Annotated in this window: 18 protein-coding genes; 13 read left to right on the top strand and 5 right to left on the bottom strand. The window is 46.1% G+C overall.

Annotated elements, in window-relative coordinates; genetic code table 11:
• The first annotated feature begins 21 nt into the window (after positions 1–21).
• Genes nrfD through LAT75_RS03700 form a run of 10 tightly spaced genes read left to right on the top strand, consistent with a single transcriptional unit; the run spans position 22 to position 8896 of the window.
• The gene (gene nrfD / locus LAT75_RS03745; RefSeq protein WP_291481284.1) at positions 22–1437 is read left to right on the top strand and encodes an NrfD/PsrC family molybdoenzyme membrane anchor subunit; all 1416 of its coding nucleotides are present in this window, start codon (positions 22–24) and stop codon (positions 1435–1437) included.
• 11 nt (positions 1438–1448) lie between these two features.
• Entirely contained in the window at positions 1449–2006 is a 558-nt protein-coding gene (locus tag LAT75_RS03740; protein WP_291481283.1) for a DUF3341 domain-containing protein, read from the top strand.
• A 16-nt stretch (positions 2007–2022) separates the two neighbouring features.
• Positions 2023–2679, top strand: coding sequence for a cytochrome c (locus LAT75_RS03735; RefSeq protein WP_291481282.1), 657 nt, complete (start codon positions 2023–2025; stop codon positions 2677–2679).
• A 26-nt stretch (positions 2680–2705) separates the two neighbouring features.
• On the top strand, positions 2706–3890 hold the full coding sequence (locus LAT75_RS03730; RefSeq protein WP_291481281.1) for a hypothetical protein: 1185 nt from the start codon (positions 2706–2708) through the stop codon (positions 3888–3890).
• A gap of 14 nt (positions 3891–3904) precedes the next feature.
• Entirely contained in the window at positions 3905–4270 is a 366-nt protein-coding gene (locus LAT75_RS03725; protein WP_291481280.1) for a hypothetical protein, read from the top strand.
• A 25-nt stretch (positions 4271–4295) separates the two neighbouring features.
• Positions 4296–5144, top strand: a complete 849-nt coding sequence (locus LAT75_RS03720; RefSeq protein WP_291481279.1) for an SCO family protein — start codon at positions 4296–4298, stop codon at positions 5142–5144.
• Between the two features lie 14 nt (positions 5145–5158).
• On the top strand, positions 5159–6112 hold the full coding sequence (coxB, locus tag LAT75_RS03715) for a cytochrome c oxidase subunit II (RefSeq protein ID WP_291481278.1): 954 nt from the start codon (positions 5159–5161) through the stop codon (positions 6110–6112).
• Position 6113: 1 nt separating this feature from the next.
• Entirely contained in the window at positions 6114–7844 is a 1731-nt protein-coding gene (ctaD, locus tag LAT75_RS03710; RefSeq protein WP_291481277.1) for a cytochrome c oxidase subunit I, read from the top strand.
• 34 nt (positions 7845–7878) lie between these two features.
• A complete protein-coding gene (locus LAT75_RS03705; RefSeq protein WP_291481276.1) occupies positions 7879–8529 on the top strand; it encodes a cytochrome c oxidase subunit 3 family protein in 651 nt (216 codons plus the stop codon).
• A 58-nt stretch (positions 8530–8587) separates the two neighbouring features.
• A complete protein-coding gene (locus LAT75_RS03700) occupies positions 8588–8896 on the top strand; it encodes a cytochrome C oxidase subunit IV family protein (RefSeq protein WP_291481275.1) in 309 nt (102 codons plus the stop codon).
• Between the two features lie 340 nt (positions 8897–9236).
• Here LAT75_RS03700 and LAT75_RS03695 read toward each other — a convergent pair whose 3' ends face one another.
• Positions 9237–10151 carry a COX15/CtaA family protein gene (locus LAT75_RS03695; protein WP_291481274.1) on the bottom strand — a complete coding sequence of 305 codons (915 nt, stop codon included), beginning with the start codon at positions 10149–10151 and terminating at the stop codon, positions 9237–9239.
• 161 nt (positions 10152–10312) lie between these two features.
• Between LAT75_RS03695 and cyoE the strand changes: the two genes are divergently transcribed.
• Positions 10313–11218: a heme o synthase gene (cyoE, locus tag LAT75_RS03690; RefSeq protein ID WP_291481273.1), complete on the top strand. Its 906-nt coding sequence runs from the start codon at positions 10313–10315 to the stop codon at positions 11216–11218.
• A 76-nt stretch (positions 11219–11294) separates the two neighbouring features.
• On the opposite strand, the gene LAT75_RS03685 is transcribed toward cyoE, so the two are convergent.
• The gene (locus LAT75_RS03685; protein WP_291481272.1) at positions 11295–11999 is read right to left on the bottom strand and encodes a metal-dependent hydrolase; all 705 of its coding nucleotides are present in this window, start codon (positions 11997–11999) and stop codon (positions 11295–11297) included.
• Positions 12000–12173: 174 nt separating this feature from the next.
• Here LAT75_RS03685 and LAT75_RS03680 point away from each other — a divergent pair, with 174 nt between their 5' ends.
• Positions 12174–12845 (top strand): L-threonylcarbamoyladenylate synthase, encoded by a 672-nt coding sequence (locus LAT75_RS03680; RefSeq protein WP_291481271.1) that lies wholly within the window; start codon positions 12174–12176, stop codon positions 12843–12845.
• Between the two features lie 99 nt (positions 12846–12944).
• Complete coding sequence (locus tag LAT75_RS03675) at positions 12945–13604, top strand: HD domain-containing protein (RefSeq protein ID WP_291481270.1); 660 nt, start codon at positions 12945–12947, stop codon at positions 13602–13604.
• Between the two features lie 36 nt (positions 13605–13640).
• Here the strand turns inward: LAT75_RS03675 and mtnA are convergent, their stop codons facing one another.
• From mtnA to LAT75_RS03660, 3 genes are all read right to left on the bottom strand, one after another.
• The gene (gene mtnA / locus LAT75_RS03670) at positions 13641–14693 is read right to left on the bottom strand and encodes an S-methyl-5-thioribose-1-phosphate isomerase (RefSeq protein WP_291481269.1); all 1053 of its coding nucleotides are present in this window, start codon (positions 14691–14693) and stop codon (positions 13641–13643) included.
• A 97-nt stretch (positions 14694–14790) separates the two neighbouring features.
• Positions 14791–15714: a site-specific tyrosine recombinase XerD gene (gene xerD, locus LAT75_RS03665; protein ID WP_291481268.1), complete on the bottom strand. Its 924-nt coding sequence runs from the start codon at positions 15712–15714 to the stop codon at positions 14791–14793.
• Between the two features lie 68 nt (positions 15715–15782).
• Complete coding sequence (locus LAT75_RS03660; protein ID WP_291481267.1) at positions 15783–18305, bottom strand: HDIG domain-containing metalloprotein; 2523 nt, start codon at positions 18303–18305, stop codon at positions 15783–15785.
• Positions 18306–18391: the final 86 nt, after the last annotated feature.

Genomic DNA, 18391 nt, shown 5'->3' with positions numbered 1-18391 from the left:
TACAATTCAAAGCAGTCATACATGAGCAGCAATAGTGGTTATGTAAAAGAAGCCCCGCTCGTAAAGGGGAACCATACCTTCAGCAGCATCACGGCACTGGTTGCCGATATTGTTGAAAAACCCACCCCTTTTTGGTGGTATATCGCTTTCGGAGTGTCAAACCTGCTTTTGGGCTTGTTATTCCTGATGCTTGGCTATCTCATCTGGGAGGGTACCGGTGTATGGGGTCTGAACAATACTGTAGCATGGGGTTGGGCAATTATCAACTTTGTGTGGTGGGTTGGTATCGGACACGCCGGCACGCTGATTAGCGCCGTACTTTTCCTTTTCAGGCAGGGATGGCGTACAGCAATTAACAGATTCGCGGAAGCCATGACGATCTTCGCTGTAATGTGTGCCGGAATTTTCCCGGCCGTGCACGTTGGTCGTATCTGGGTTGTTTACTGGATTTTCCCGCTGCCCAACCAGATGCAGATGTGGCCGAACTTCAACAGCCCCCTGCTTTGGGATGTGTTTGCGGTATCGACCTATTTCACAGTATCTCTTCTTTTTTGGTATGTAGGCCTGATTCCTGACCTTGCTACCCTTCGCGACCGCGTGAAAAGCAAATTAGCAGCCAAACTATACGGCACCTTTGCCTTAGGATGGACCGGTGGTAATCGTCAGTGGCAGCACTACGAGAAAGCCTACATGCTGCTCGCAGGTTTAGCTACTCCGCTTGTACTTTCAGTACACACCATTGTATCGTTTGACTTTGCAGTGTCCATCATACCAGGCTGGCACACCACGATTTTCCCGCCTTACTTTGTAGCCGGAGCGATTTTCTCAGGTTTTGCGATGGTAATGACGCTCATGATCATTGCCCGGAAAATCTACGGGTTGCAGGATATAATGACACTCGACCACATCGAAAAGATGAACATCATTATTCTGGTAACAGGCTGGATGGTCGGTTTTGCCTATATCATGGAGTTCTTTATCGCCTGGTATTCAGGTGTGGAATACGAGAAATTCGCTTTTGTAAACCGGGCTACAGGTCCTTATGCGTGGGCATACTGGATAATGATGTCGTGTAACGTAATTGCACCAAACTTTTTCTGGTTCCGCAAGATGCGCCGAAGCATTACAGTATCTTTTATACTGTCAATCGTGGTAAACATTGGTATGTGGTTTGAGCGCTTTGTAATTACCGTTACTTCACTGGCGCAAGACTTTCTGCCGGGGTCATGGGCATACTACTCCCCGACCTGGGTTGATGTGCTAACCTATGTTGGCACCTTTGGACTGTTCTTCAGCAATTTCCTGCTTTTCCTGCGTTTCCTGCCGATGATTGCCATCGCAGAGGTTAAAATGGTAATGCCACAGGCAGATCCGCACTATTATGATGAGGACGGCAACGAGCCGGTGAAAGAAAAAGTCAATGAATCTAACGCATAAATCAGCATAAGATGAGCGCTATCGTATCCGAAACAACTGAGAATAAAGTTTTCGCAGTGCTTGCCGAATATGACAATCCGGCTAAGCTGATGAAGGCTGCAAAGCTGGTAAACAGAGCCGGGTATACCAGGTTCGATGCTCACAGCCCCTTTCCGATTCACGGAATGGATGATGCCATGGGCCTTAAGGAATCAAAGCTCGGCTGGATTGTGCTGAGTCACGCATTGGTTGGCTTTTCCGGAGGTATAGCCTTGCAGGTATGGGCTGCTTCTATTGCCTATCCCATCAACATTGGTGGCCGGCCGTTTGCAAACATCCCGGCATTTGTACCGGTAACTTTTGAATTAACCATTCTGCTGTCTGCTTTTGCAGCTGTATTTGGAATGCTATTTCTGAATAACCTGCCTAAGCATCATAACAGTCTGTTTAATTCAGAGACCTTCAACCGGGTAACCGACGATAAGTTTTTTATTATCATAGAAACTGAGGACGGCATGTATTCCGAAGAGGAAACGCAAAAATTTTTGGAATCTACCGGTGCATCTCACATTGAAAAAATATACGAATAGGAGGAGCACCTAAATTATGAGTATTCAAATGAACGGTAAAATACTGCTTGTAATCCTCTCAGCGGCATTTATTCTGGCGGCTTGTCAGGGAATGCCAAGTGAAAAAACGCAGATTCAGCCACAACAAAACATGTACTGGCAGCAAAAGTTTAAAGCTTTTGAACCTAATGACTTTTTTGAAGACCGCAGAGCAATGCGTATGCCGGTGGAGGGAACCATCCCAAGAGGTCACCTTCGTCAGGATCTTGCCAAATACGAAGGAATTAATCCCAACGGAAGCTATATAGATTTCATACCCGTAGCTGTTACCCGGGAACTTCTCGACCGCGGACGTGCACAGTACAACATCAGTTGTACCCCATGCCATGGTGTATCAGGCTACGGTGATGGTCTTGTTATTTCACGGGGCTATGTGCCACCCCCATCCTTCCACGAAGAAAGAGTACTCAATATGGTGGATGGTGAGATATACAGCGCCATCTACAATGGAGCCGGCAGTATGCCATCGTATCGCAGAATGGTAAGACTCGCTGAAGACCGTTGGGCAATTGTTGCGTATATTCGGGCCATGCAGATCAGTCAGGGGGCAACAGAAGACCAAATCAGAGCGGTTGGGCTATCCGCAGAGCATTTCGGTTTAGGTGAAGCAAGTGCAAACCTCGCAAATCAATAAATTATAACGATTCAGTAGAAATTCTAATGGCACACACTAAGCTTACTGACAGTATCGAGTTCCCCGAAAGTGCGAATCCTTCTCGAGTAATCATCGCCATTGCTGTAGTCGGGATTATTGCAAGCCTTGTTGGGGTAGTAGTAAACTTCGAACAGTTTCTGCACTCATACCTTACAAGCTTCACTTTCTTTATAAGCATTTCGCTTGCATCTCTTTTCCTGGTGATGATTCATCATATCACCCGTTCGAGCTGGGGTACTACCCTGCGCCGAATTCCGGAAACGTTCTCCTCTTACCTTTGGGTTTTCGCGCTTCTTTTCATTCCGATACTTATCGGAATGACTACCCTCTTCCCCTGGACTCAAGAACAGTACAGTACTTTTTATGAAGGGCTTCGCGAGTATAAATCACCCTATCTCAACATCCCTTTCTTCATTGCACGTAATGTAATCTATTTCGCTATCTGGGCTTTCCTGGGATATAAGCTGTATCAGAATTCAGTGAAAATGGATGAGACCGGAGATTGGGGAATCGATACTACCCTTCGTAAATTCAGCGCACCCGGCATTTTCTTTTTTGGGTTTACAGTCGCCTTTGCTTCATTCGACTGGATCATGTCCCTGCGGTTCGACTGGTTTTCAACCATGTTTGGGGTTTATTACTTTGCAATGTCGTTTCAGGCAATATTTGCAATCCTTCTGATGATGATTTTCTATCTCAGAAGCAACGGGCTTCTGCTTAACACCATCAATAAAGCACACATCAGAGATCTGGGTGCCTGGATGTTTGCTTTTACGGTTTTCTACGCCTACATAGCATTCAGTCAGTTTTTCCTTATTTATTATGCGAATATTCCTGAAGCAACGCTGTTCTACTATTACAGGCTGGAAGGCAACTGGGAATACATTTTTTACGCTGTAATTTTCGGACGTTTTGTAATACCATTCATAGTATTACTTTCCAAACCGGCAAAAGGTAACTTCACCGTTCTGAAAACGATTTCAGTGTTGATAATTGTAAGCCATATCGTAGAGCTGTACTGGCTGATCATGCCATCTCTTCATGACACGTTCAGCTTTCACTGGTTAGACCTCGCAACGTTCCTTGCATTGGCAGGTATTTTCCTCGGGTTATTCTTTTTTTACTTCAAACAACAAAGCATGATCCCGAAGAACGATCCGAAGCTAATGGAATCCCTCAACAAACATTGATGTAATCATTTGCCATGCAGGTAGATAAAAATAAATCTGAGCAGGAATATTTTGAATTAAGCGATATCGACGCCCAAAATTCGATTAATGACGGCGTAATGGCTGACGAACTCAGCATGTCCAAAATTGTGTTTTGGTCTGTTGCTACTTCAGTAGTCGTTGTTATTCTTATCGCCATCGCTTTTAATCTTTACAAGTACTGGAAGTTCGAAACACAGTTTCAGCAGGCTGTGAATACTGAATATCAGGAGCTGAATAACCACAGGTCACAGTCGCTGGAACAGCTAAATTCCTTTGAAGTTGTAGATGAACAAACCGGAATTTTTCAAATTCCGATTGACAGTGCAAAGACCATTCTCATTAACGAAAGAAAACAATAACCTGTCATAAGGCAGTACCATACGCTTGAAACTTACTGGTAAAATACTACTAACTACAATTCTGACGGTGTTGATGCTGTATCCTGCAGATATACAGGCACAGCGAACGCAGCCCGCATCTGAAGCAAATGCCCGCTTGCTCGAGCAATTGCAGATACAAGAACAGCTTGGGCGTCAAATACCCTCAGATTTAACCTTCACCAATGAAAAAGGGGAAGAGGTAACGCTTGGTTCATTATTCGAAACCGGTCGTCCGGTTCTTCTAAATCTGATTTATTTTAGCTGTCCGAGTATTTGCAGCCTTATTCTCAATGGTGTGGCTGATGCTGTAGAACAGGTGAGATGGAATCCGGGCACGGAGTATGACATCATAACCATCAGTATAGATCCGAAAGAAGATTACGTACTCGCCTCAGAGGTTAAGGCAGGTTATGAATCACGAATGAATAAGTCAGGTATCCGGGAGGGCTGGCACTTTTTAACCGGTACTCAGGAAAATATTGACAGGGTTTCCGAAGCAGTCGGCATGCCTTTTATTTGGAGTGAAGAAGCTCAGGAGTTCCTTCATGGGTCAGCAATTATGTTCATTTCGCCGGATATGACGATCACCAGATATCTTTACGGGGTGTCTTACCGTGAAATGGACGTTCGGAATGCCCTTTTTGATGCAGCAGGCGGCAGGGTTGGCTCTACCATTGAAAGGATTGCGCTATACTGCTTTACTTTTGATCCGGACTCAGGCTCATACGTGCCCTATGCAATGAATATTATGAAAGTTGGCGGTGTTGTAATACTGCTTAGTTTAGGTATTTTTCTCGGGTTCTTCTGGCTCAGAGAGAGAAAAAAAGACGTTTCAGGCCTTAGATTTGATTAACTGCTAATATTACTATGGAATACTTAACCAATTTCTTTCTACCCTCAGCGGAATCAACTTACGCAGCTAACGTTGATGCGCTGTTTCACTTTATCAATATTGTAAGCCTTATTTTGCTTGTAGGTATTACAATTGCGATAGTTTACTTCTCGATTAAATACAGAAGAAAATCTCAGGAGGATACTACTCCCCTGATTACCCATAATACAACTCTTGAAGTAACATGGACTGTAATTCCCCTTATTCTGATTCTGATTGTATTCGGATGGGGTTTTAATGACTACGTGGAAATGAGAACACCTCCTGCAAACTCATATGAAGTTTATGTAGAAAGTTTCTCTTTCGGATGGAATTTCGAACATCCTAACGGAATTCGGGAAGCAAATCAGCTTACTGTTCCGGTGGCTCAGCCCGTGCGCCTTATCATGAGATCGCGTGACGGAGATGTGCTGCACTCATTTTTTGTGCCACAGTTTAGGCTCAAACAGGATCTGATGCCCAACAGGTACACCTATGCCTGGTTTGAAGCTATCAGACCCGGGGAGTTTGTATATTTCTGTACTGAATATTGCGGAGGCGGGCACTCCATGATGAATGGTATAGTTCGGGTAAAAACACAGGAAGATTTTGACTCATGGACCGAAGAGGAACTTGGCCGTGATCTTGATGCGCTTCCTCTTGCCGAACTTGGAAGACTTGTGTACACGAGTGCAGGATGTCAGGGCTGCCATTCGCTTGACGGTGCCTCTCGTGTAGGGCCAACTTTTGCAGGTCTGTACATGCGTGAAAGACAATTCACAGATGGAAGCACCAGAATTGCAGATGAAGCTTACCTCATCGAATCAATTGTTGAGCCCCAGGTTTTGGTAAATGTCGGTTATCCGAATAACATGCCTAACATTTATGCACAAACATTAAGCGAACGCGAAATTCTTGGTTTAGTAGAATTCATAAAGGAGTTACAATAATATGTCGGCAGCTGCAACTAACGGAAATACCCTCAAGGTACGTTACTTTGATATAGACGAGAATCCGCCCAAAAACTATCTGAATGCGGAATCCGGTTTGAAATCATGGTTGTTTACCGTAGATCACAAACGCATCGGGTTGATGTACCTGGCATCAATTGCTTTGTTCTTCTTCGTAGGCGGTGTACTCGCTCTTGTTCTGAGAACAGAGCTTTTTACGCCTGCTGAAAACCTGATGAACGCAGAAACTTACAACCGGATTTTTACCCTCCACGGGGCGATCATGGTGTTTTTGTTTATCATCCCGTCTATTCCGGCTGCACTGGGTAACTTCCTTCTGCCTATTATGCTCGGTGCAAAAGATGTAGCCTTCCCCCGGTTAAACCTCGCTTCATTCTGGATTTACTCAATAGGAGCTTTGTTCACGCTTGCATCGCTCGCAGTTAATCCTATCGACACAGGCTGGACCTTTTATACTCCTTACTCTGTGCAAACCGGCTCTGCGGTTATACTTATGACGTTTGGAGTGTTCATTATGGGTTTCTCTTCCATTCTGACGGGAATGAACTTTATCGTAACCGTACATAAAATGAGGGCACCCGGTATGACATGGGGACGCTTACCTCTGTTTATCTGGGCCATGTATGCTACCTCAGTCATTCAGGTACTTGCAACTCCTGTTCTGGCAATTACGCTTGCGCTGCTTATCATGGAGCGGACATTAGGCATCGGTATTTTCGATCCTGCTCTTGGTGGCGACCCGGTATTGTATCAGCATTTTTTCTGGTTTTATTCTCACCCGGCGGTTTACATTATGATTGTGCCTGCCTTTGGAGTGATTTCAGAACTTATCGGCACTTTTTCAAGAAAGACCGTTTTTGGATACTGGGCCATCGCGATGTCAAGCCTGGCAATTGCCTTCATTGGCTCTTTGGTGTGGGGTCATCATATGTTTGTCTCCGGCCAAAGTGAGTTAAGTACGGTTGTATTTTCATTTCTGACCTTTTTTGTAGGGATACCTACGGGTATAAAGATCTTTAACTGGCTGGCGACCATGCACAAGGGATCTATCGATATGAAGACACCGATGCTTTACGCCTGTATTTTCCTCTTTCTGTTTACTATTGGTGGTGTTACGGGAATAATGCTGGGTGCTATCTCAGTGAATGTTCAGCTTCATGATACCTACTATGTAGTAGCCCACTTCCACTATGTGATGATGGGCGGTACGGTAATGGCTTTCCTTGGCGGTCTTCACTTCTGGTGGCCCAAAATGACCGGTAAGATGTACAGCGAATTTTGGGGAAGAATATCGGCGGTCATAATTTTCATTGGGTTTAATCTCACTTTCCTCCCGCAGTTCATTATGGGAAGTCAGGGAATGCCACGTCGGTATTATTCATACATTGAGCAATTTCAAACCATGCATCAGCTGTCAACTATCGGTTCGTATGTACTGGGAATCGGCTTCGTAATTATTGCCGTGTACCTGGCGCACTCTCTTTGGAAAGGCGAAAAGGCAACCTCCAACCCGTGGGGCGCCCGTACATTAGACTGGATGACTTCCTCTCCGCCGCTTCAGCATAATTTCAATTATCAGCCAGTTGTTACAAACGGCGCTTACGACTATCATAAGCCGATTTCTGACTTTACACTGGGAATTTCTGATGATGTTTATCATGGCAACGACCATGAAGGCGACATTAGGAAGCAATCTGCTGAAACTGTTTAATTAAAATTGAACCCTTAAGGTAATCCTTCAATAAATGGCACAGGCTCAAAGTTTAGAAAACGCGCACGTACAGCATCATTTCAGGAGCTCAGATCAGCAGTTCAGCTCTTCGAAACTTGGCATGTGGTTGTTCCTGTTTACAGAGGTGATGTTTTTTGGAGGCCTTTTTGTGGCCTACATTATTTATCGTGCATGGAACCCTGAGTTGTTTACGATGGCTGCAACTGAATTAAGTACTGTACTTGGCGGTATTAATACAGTTGTACTGATCGGCAGCTCTCTTACTTGTGCGCTTGCAATTCGTGCAGCGCAAACAAACAATCAGAAAATGATTGTTAATTACCTGTTGGTTACTATCGTACTTGCAACAGTGTTTCTTGTAATCAAATATTTTGAATACACCGCTAAGTTTGAAGTAGGTATTCTGCCCGGCGGCATGTACACCTTTGAAGGTATTGATCATCCGAAAGCAAGTGTATTCTTCAGTATTTATTATATGATGACGGGTTTACACGGGATTCACGTTATCATTGGTATCGGGTTAATGATATGGCTTGTTGTAAAAGCAAGAGCCGGAGCTTACAGTTCGGCTTACTACACTCCTGTGGAAATAACCGGCTTATATTGGCACCTTGTGGATATTATCTGGATTTTCCTCTTTCCGCTTATGTACCTTATTGATTAGCGTGAATTCGGAAACCAAATGAACTATTTTCAATAAGAACTTAATTATTCTTTTTACGATGAGCGCTCACCATATCATTCCTCTCAAGACACTGTTGTCAACTACATTTGCACTCGTGGTTCTCACAGTTGTTACAGTTGCTGTGTTTTATCTCAACATCCCGGCTCCGTTTGATGTAGTTGTAGCGTTACTGCTCGCATCATTCAAAGCTACTCTTGTAGCTATGTTCTTCATGGGGCTGTATTATGATGAAAAATTCAACACGGTAGTCCTTGTGTTTTCCCTGCTGTTCTTTTTGGTATTTGTTGGCATAACTCTGCTGGATACTAATTTCAGAGATGCAGGCATTAATGTCTGGATTCCATGACCTTATCTATTAGGGCAACACTATAATTAAAAAAGCCTCCGCGAATATTTTCGCGGAGGCTTTTTTGGTGTGATGCTATCAGGATCAGGCTATTTGGCAGTATCTGTTGTGCCCTTTTCTCCACATTTTTGTAAAACGCAGGCTGAGAGTTTGATTGGTTTATTGACTATGCGGTATTAACCTGCGTTCAGGAACAGGCCTGACTTTAGATGTAATGTATTTTGCGGGATTGTGACTGCGAATTTATGACCCGTTTTTAACAACAGTGAAACTGCTTAGCAAGTGGCCGCGCAGGCTGTATGTTGCGGGAAAAACTCACTTGAGTGCGTATAAAGGTTTGTTATCGGTTATGCCGCGAGGCGAGAATCAAAATCTGTATTGCGATAAAGAGAAATGATGAAACGCCAAGGTGCAGCACCTGAAAGGAAGCCGGTAAACCGCCGTATGCAAGCACTACACCAATAAAAATCTGTACAAGCACAAGTCCCAAAATGGTAACAGCAATTTTGGTGATGTTGGTCACGAGGTTGTTATTCTTAACGTAATAAACGATCCAAGTGCTTGTAAGCAAAATAGTCCATGAAAAAGTGCGGTGTATCTGATCTATCAGCCCTACCTGTTCAAGCCATTCTCCTCGCGGAAAACTCGCTTTATCAACAAGATCAATGGCTTCCCGAACCTGTGTACCGAGTATAATCTGTACAAACATGAGAAACAGAAGCAGAGAGGAGGCCATGAAGAGGGCTTTCTTATGATTGTGCATCAAAGTAAAGCGGTAACGGTCTTTAATCGCTGACCATGTTGCGTAAACAAGCGTCATTAGGATAAGCATTGCGATTACCATGTGAACACTTATCATGCCCGGCTGTAATCCGCTTCGTACTACCTGCCCGCCAAGCCAGCCCTGGAAAATCACGAGAATGAGCGCTAATAATGAGGCCACGAATACTGACTTTCGCTCCTTAAGGTAACCGAGGGAAAAAAAGGTGGTGAGTATAATCAGAAATCCAACCAGAACTCCTACAAGCCTGTTGATGTATTCTGTCCAGGTATGCACTACGTTAAACTCGTCTGCATTAAATTCCGGAGGAAGATCAGCAGCAGTGGTTGGAGGTATCCACATACCAAAACACTGTGGCCAGTCTGGGCAGCCAAGACCAGCCCCTGAGGCGCGAACGAGTACGCCGATGAAAATGAGCAGTACTGTTACAATAACGGTTGTTGTAGCTACAGTCGGGAAGAGTTGCTTAAGCATAAATAAAATATAAACAGTATGGTTTAACGAATGTCTTTGGCTGAAAACTGAACTTTTAAATTAAGATTTATTGTCAACATATCTTCAATCTATCCGTGCTGAATTGAGGATTATTTCTTAAATTTTCCGACTATTAAAAGTCTATTATTTGTTCTGACTAAATGAAGCTAACTCAGGAAAACACACTTTCCAAACCATTATTATCACAAGTCTTAGCAGACTATTTCGAGCTTACCAAGCCAGGTATCACCGTTTTGGTGCTCGCGAGCATGGCAATCGGCTTTCTGTTGGGCTCAACCGGTTCTGTTGATTTTACCCTGCTATTCCACGCTATTATCGGCACGGTACTCATCGCAGCAGGTACGGCTGCCCATAATCAGTATATTGAACGTGATCTCGATAAACTGATGCTTCGCACAAGTAAGCGTCCGCTTCCTACTCAGCGCATCGACAGTAAACACGCGCTTATTTTTTCTATGAGCCTTATTTTTGGCGGCCTTATCTACCTGATTTCAACCGTGAACTGGATTGCAGGGCTGGTATCAGCACTTACAGCGTTCTCCTATCTTGCTATGTACACCCCAATGAAGCGGGTATCATTCAGCAATGTTTGGATTGGCGCCGTTCCTGGTGCGCTGCCCCCCGTTGGTGGTTGGGCCGCAGCTACAGGAACTATTTCAGAGCCCGGGGTGTGGGTTTTGTTTGCCATCGTGTTTTTCTGGCAGGTACCTCATGTTGTTTCGATCGCCTGGCTTTGCAACGAAGATTATACGCGTGCAGGCTTCAGGATGCTGCCCAAAAATGACATTACCGGAAGTAAAGCAGCCTGGGTTAACCTCTTATGCCTGCTTATTCTCATCCCCATTTCGCTGAGTCTGTATTTTATGGACTATAACGGCATCATTTATCTGGTTGGAGCACTGCTTTCCGGAATTGGTTTTCTCTTTTACGGATATAAGTTTTTCGCAATAAAAGATAAGCCCTCAGCAAAAAAACTGATGTTCGCTTCCATCTTTTATTTGCCTGTAGTATGGATTGCTATCCTCCTTGACGTGATTATTTTATAGTTCATAAGCAGGCCATCAAACTGAAAAGGTTACGCATTCCCGCAATGCGTAACCTTTTTTTTGAGCTGTGTTTTCGCTAAAGGCTTTCTCCGGGCTTGAGGATAGTGACCTGAGAGGCACCTCCGGTTCTCTTTTCTGTCTCCGTTTTAAAGACGTCCGGTGAACCGGTTAACACCGGGAAAGTGCCAAAATGTATCGGAATAAAGATTTTCGATCTCAGCATTGAGGCCGCCATAGCTGCCTCTACAGGGCCCATGGTGTAGTGGTCGCCAATTGGAAGCATGCTGATGTAAGGTGCGTACAGTTCGGCGTAGAGAGAGAAATCAGGCATAATGCTGGTATCACCGGCATGATAAATCGTAGGGCCGTCCGAAAAACGAATTACAAGCCCCCCGGCTTCACCTGCATACCGCCCGCCAAAGGACGATGAGTGATTTGCATTGGTGAGGGTTACGGAAAAGTCGTCAAATTGTAATGTGCCGCCTTTGTTGAATTCAGCTGCCTGCTGTTCAGCAAGCCCGTCTGCTTTTAGCAGGCCTGAAAGCTCAACGGTACTTACAACGGTTGCAGCGGTAGTTTTGGCTATTTCAAGCGTGTCGCCGACGTGATCTTCGTGACCGTGTGTGAGTAAAATGAAATCGGCCTTGTCAGGGGATTTGTACTCAGCCGGAGTTGACGGGTTTTGTGAAAGAAAAGGATCAATGTAGATTATATGGCCTTTAGGTGATATTATTTTAAATGCCGAATGTCCTAAAAATGTGATGCGAACGTTTGATGACATAGATGACTCCTGCTTTTGGGTTTCTTTTATGGAAAGTTTTGCTACATTCAAGATACAAGAATAGGCCCAAAAATCAGTAATTCCCTGCATAAGCTTACTTTAAGAGATGTAACGATTCATTATGCCCCGCGCAGGGAAATAAATCCAAAAACCTAAAAGACACAAAAGTCCCTTATGGCAGATATAATTAAACTTCACCCGGTAAACCCCCATGTTAAGCGTGTTTTTGATATTGTTGACCGGCTTCGAGCGGGTGAAATCATGATTTTCCCTTCAGATACGCAGTTTGCCCTTGGCTGCGACTATACCAACAAAAAGGGCGTAGATCGTATCCGCAGCATCAGAAAGCTGGACAGCGATCACATGTTTACCCTCATTTGTGACTCCCTCACCGGAATCTCGAAGTTCGCAAATATCAGTACGGATAATTTCAAAATCATAAAACGACTGATTCCGGGGCCTTATACATTTATCTTACCCGGCACCAAAGAAGTGCCGCGGCTGCTGCTTCATCCTAAAAGAAAAACGGTTGGTTTCAGGGTACCTTCGCATCCGATTTGTGAGCAGATTATTGCAGAGCTGGGGCATCCGCTGCTTGCCACAAGTGCAAAAGCCCCTGATGAACTCATTGAAGATGCAGAGCCGCGTTTTACTGACGAACTCTTCCGTATTTTCGATCACCTTGTAGATATCGCAATCGATGATGAACAGCCCCTTCAAACGGTTGAATCGACCATTATCGATATGACCGGCGACACTCCTGCAATTCTCCGAATCGGGGAAGGCTTTGAGAAAGTTGAAGAAGTTTTTGCCCTTAATAATCTCGATACGGCAGTTGTTGATTAAGGTGCAGAAGGCAAAAGTTGAGCTGAGGCAGCTTCTCTTGAAGCGGCCTCGGTTCGTTTATGAAGAGGATGTTTTCTGAATGACCTGCCTCATAGAACTATGAAAATAATATCCGAAAGCGCATGCGAAGCCTTATTGCGCGAAACAGCAGTAGGGCGCGATTCCGCTCATGATTTGCAGCACGTGAAGCGGGTTGTTGAAAACGCCCGAAAAATCGGAATCGCCGAAGGGGCCGAGCTGCGTATCCTGATTCCGGCAGCCTGGCTGCACGATCTTGTTGTACTATCTAAGAACAGTGCTGATCGAAAACAGGCATCCCGAATTTCTGCGGAGAAATCGGGTGAGTGGCTTCGCGCCTGCGCCGTGCCAGAAAACCAAACCGAAGCTATTTCACACTGTATCGCTGCGCACAGCTTTAGTGCAGGTATCGAGCCCCGTACCATCGAAGCAAAAGTACTGCAGGATGCCGATCGCCTCGATGCGCTGGGAGCCGTTGGTATTGCCCGATGCTTTGTTACAGGCGCGGGATTTGGCTCTGAATTTTATCATCCTGAGATACCCCTTCCCGCCGCAGTTTCGCGCGAAGCAGACGATAGCCGCTATATACTCGATCACTTCTTTACCAAACTGTTCCGCCTTCCGGAACTCATGCAAACCGAAACGGCACGGCAAATGGCCCGCAGCCGCATCGCGTTTATGGAGCGCTATATTGCACAATTTATGGATGAAATCGGTTCAGAACAGACGTTTCCAACATAAAAAGCGGACTTATAAATGAGGAGGATTCAAATAAAACTATTCAAAAAGCTTTCTGAGATTCTCTTTGAATGGCGGTCGTATAATCCCTTTTTCGGTAATAAAAGCCGTGATGTTCTCTGCCGGAGTCACATCAAAAGCCGGGTTAAAGGTCTGTATTTTCTTCGGTGCCATTCGGGTTGAACCAAAATGCGTGATTTCATCTCCGTCGCGCTCTTCAATGGGGATGAGGTCGCCGTGTTCCAGGTTCAGGTCGATGGTTGAGAGCGGCAGGGCTACATAGAACGGAATACCGTGCGCTTTGGCGAGTACGGAAAGATTGTAGGTTCCGATTTTGTTTGCAGTATCGCCGTTGGCAGCAACGCGGTCGGTTCCAACCACAACCAAATCCACAAGGCCTGATTTCATGAGGTGCCCTGAAGCAGAGTCAATCACAAGTTTGAAGGGTACTTCAGCTTCATTCAGTTCCCAGGCAGTGAGCCGGGCACCCTGCAGCAGGGGGCGCGTTTCATCAACCCACACATTTATTTTCTTGCCGGCAAAATGCGCGTGGAAAATCATGGATAATGCGGTTCCGTACTGCCCCGTTGCCAGACCGCCGGTGTTGCAGTGCGTGAGAATATTTGCTTTCTTGGGGACGAGTTCCTGACCGTTAAGCCCGATTTGCTTACAGGTACGAATATCTTCCTGATGGATAGTTTTGGCGACTTCCAGCACCTTAGCCTTAATTTCCTCAATAGGTTTATCTTTCAGCGCGTGTATGGTTACCAGAATCCGGTCGAGTGCCCATTTTAAATTTACGGCAGTAGGTCGGCTTGAAGCCAGATATTCGGCAATTCGGTCGGCCTCAATCCTGAACCCGGGGTAAGAAATATCACGCACATCCCGGATGCCAAGATAAAAGGCATATGCAGCAGCTATGCCGATGGCCGGAGCGCCCCGCACTTTAAGTTTTTTGATGGCATCCCACATCTGCCCGATATCACGAATATCGCAGTACACGGTACGCGAGGGAAGAAAAGTTTGATCGATAATGCGTACATGGTCTTCGCGCCATTCTATAGATTTGACGGCTTGCCGGGTTTCAGTCATAAAAGTTCTGACAGTCTGTTAAAGTGAAATAAGGGAATCTGAACAAGTGCTGCAAAATAAGGATTTCCCGCTCAACCCGAAGCGGGTTTTGAGCCAATCAGCCCCGCGGATGGAAATCGCGGTACACCTGCTGCAAAAAGCTGCGGTCAACGTGCGTGTAAATCTCTGTAGTGTTGATTGAAACATGCCCCAGCATCTGCTGCACTGAGCGTAAATCGGCACCGCCTTCAAGCAGGTGCGTTGCAAATGAATGTCGGAAGGCATGCGGGTAAACCGGCGACGTTATGCCGGCAAAACGTGCTGCTTTTTTTACCAGCTGCCATACGCTAACCCGGCTCAGACCGCTGCCACGCACGTTCAGGAAAACCGCATTATCAGTTGTTTGCCCGGGTTTCTGCAGCAACCCGCGTTCCGATTTGAGGTAGCTCTCAACAGCTTCAAAAGCCTTACGCCCTGCAGGTATCAAACGCTCTTTGCTGCCTTTGCCAAACACGCGCACAAAACCGATTTCAGGATACAGCTGCGCTAAAGTGAGTTCAGTGAGTTCGCTCACTCGCATACCGGTTGCGTACAGACACTCGAGTATAGCGCGGTTACGCAGTGGCGTGCGGCTTGCAGCTTCGCTGCTTCCGGCAGCCTCAATCATGCGGGCAATTTGTGTGGCATCCAGCACCTCTGGCAGTTTAAGGGCTTTTTTGGGCAGCTTAACGAGTTGCGCCGGATTGGCTGCTGCATGACCCTCAAGCATCAGAAAAAGATGAAAGCTGCGGATGCTTGAAATATTCCTGGCTATGGTTGTAGCCGCAAGGCCGGTTTCAGTGAGCTCAAGCAGATAGTCTTCGATATGCCGTAACGAAACCCCGCCGGGATCCCGAAGTTTAAGCACGGCAAACAGATAGTCCAGATAATTGTGGATGTCCCGCCCGTACGCATCAAGCGTATTGCCGGAAAGTCCTTTTTCCAGCTTCAGATAATGCAGAAAATCTCTCAGAAGCGGAGCGAAGCTTGTCTCTTTTGCCATGCCGTGCCGGGCTTGCTTGCGAAACTTCCGGCCCTGTGCTGAAGTGCATGGGGCCGGAAGCATTCAGGTTATTTTTCGGGGGATGTGTTTCCGTCAGCTTCAGGCTTTTGGTTTTCGGCTCCGGTTTGCCGGGCGTTACCCGGTTTCGCATCCGTTTCTGATGAAGTTCGCCCTGAACCTGAATCTTTGGTTGGCCCGCTGTTTTTTGATCCGTTGCCTTTCCCGTTTTCTTTAGGGTAATCTTTCGAAAGAGCCCCCTCAGCCGCCGTTCTCCCGTCAACAGCATTGTCTTTTTTATCCTGCCCCGGATACTTTATGCGGCTGTGATGCATGGCAGAGAGGTTTTTCAGAAACGCCTGCTTGATCAGGCTGATATCCCGGAATGTGAGCGGGCAGTCAATGAGCTGACCCTCGGCTACTTTTTCGTCAACGATGCGGTTCACAAGGTTTTCAAGCTTTTTATGGCTTGGGTCGCTCATAGCCCTCGAGGCAGCTTCTATGGCGTCAGCCATCAGCAGGATTCCCGTTTCCTTGGTTGAGGGCAGCGGGCCTTCATACCGGAAGAAGTTATCATGTACTTCGTTTTCGGAATCGGCTTCCATCAGCGCCTTATTATAAAAATACTGAATGATGCTGTTACCGTGGTGGGTCTCGATGAAGTTCACAATTACCGGAGGCAGATTATCCCGCTGTGCCCGCCGAACGCCTGCTTTAACGTGATCCCTGATAATTTTCGCACTCATTGCCGGGGTTAGCTGATCATGCGGATTAACCCCTCCTCCCTGATTTTCAACAAAATACTGCGGCTTCTCCATCTTGCCGATATCGTGGTAAAGCGCCCCGACCCGTGCAAGAAGCGCGTTCGCGCCGATAGCCGCCGCCGCCGCTTCGGTAAGATTGGCTACCTGAACACTGTGCTGAAAGCTGCCCGTGGCCTTAAACATCAGCTCTTTAAGTAAAGAGTTGTTGTTGTCGTTGAGTTCATAAAGGGTTACATCAGTGGTGAGCTGAAAAAGCTTCTCAAACAAAAATATGAGCGGATAGGTGAGAATCGAAATGAGCAGTACATTCACAAATACAATAAGGAGATTCATCCCTAAAACATCCCATGCACCAGATCTTGACAGGGTAAAACCCAGCAGTACAAAAGCGTAGGACAGGAAAATGATACCCGGCGTATTCAGGAAGTACTGACTGCGCTGCCGGATATCGCGCACGGAGTACACGCCTATGCTTGAGGCAACAAGGGTTGCAGTCAGGAATTCAAAGCTGTAGCCATTCATCAGCGCGGTCATAAGTGAAATACTGATGGCTCCGATAATGCCCACGCGCGAGTCAAAGAAAATGGTGAGCAGCAGCGGCGCAAGCGCAAGCGGAACAAGATACTCCGATACAGGCTCAATGCGTATCAGAAAAGCACTGCTGCCAACCACCAGAAAGAGCGCAATAAACACGAGCAAAAACTTACTGTTGCTGTCAAAAATAGGCTGACGGTACAGGTACAGATAAAACAGAAATGTTGCAAGTATTGCAATCATCAGCAGGGTATCGCCAAGGGCACGCAGGGAAAGCTCAAGGTTGCTCGCCCGGGATGCACGCGCCGCTTCCAGGCTTTGAAGCATGTTCAGGCGCTCCTGATCTATGAGATCGCCGCGCCGTATAATTACCTGACCCGCTGCTACTGCGCCTTTGGTCGGGCTGATGTTCCCGATGGCTTCATCGATGAGCTGCCGGGTTTGTGTTTCGTTGTAAAGCAGATTTGGCTGTATGAAAGCAGCATAAAGCTGAACGGCAATGGCCGCAGCTTCATCCCGAAACATGCGGTTCAGGCGAAAGCTCACAAACTCATTCAGCTCTTCCATATCACGCACGGTACTTATACTTGCGAATCGCTCTGTGCGGTCAGTTGTGTTTCTTACCGATATTTCGGTGCTGGGCAGGTCGCTTTTGGGGATGTCAATAACGCCATTCCGGTAAATCTCAGTGAGCAAATGCTGAAGGCGGGTTCGTACGTCATCACCCACAAAGGTCTGCCGGCTGTTTTCCTGCTGTATGCGGGCATATTGCAGCAGCATAAAGTTCAGGTTTGAATCAGTAAAAAGCAGATTGGAATTTGCTTTAATACGCTGAAAGCTGAGGCTGTCTGCAATGGCCGTGTCAGACTGCCTGTCGCTGTGAGCTTTCCAGCTCGTGTAGGCCTCAAGTACAGGGTTGAGCCGGTTCATTACCGAATCCATCTGAGCAAATACAAGCTCTGGTACGGTTGTATCGATATGGAAAACAGGAGCCGTAATCTGCCGGATCTGCTGAATTTCGGATTCGATTTCCCGGTCTGTTTTTAAAATGCTGAAATCGAAAGGTGCTGTCAGATCATCCTGACGCCAGGGCTCATTTATCTGATAGCTCACCTCTTTAATAACATCCCGCGGGTACAGCAACAGTACCAGAATCAGAAAAGCAGCAGCAATGCCCAGTTTAATAAACAGGTTTTTCCGCTTCAGCTGCTCTTCTTCAAGACGCGCTTTGTCGTTCAGTCCTTTCGGAGGAACGTTCTTTTTTCGGTCGAGGCCTAATTTTTCTAATAAACTCATGAAAAAGGTGTTGGCAGTTGGCTTTGCGTAAATAGAAGCAGAATCATGGTTTAACCTACGGTAAAAACATTCAGTCCGTAAATTTA

Origin of the sequence: Cyclonatronum sp. (assembly GCF_022565315.1) — a bacterium.
Lineage (GTDB): Bacteria > Bacteroidota > Rhodothermia > Balneolales > Cyclonatronaceae > Cyclonatronum.
Note: the sequence above shows the minus strand (reverse complement) of the source record. Positions and strands in the feature narration are given on the sequence as shown.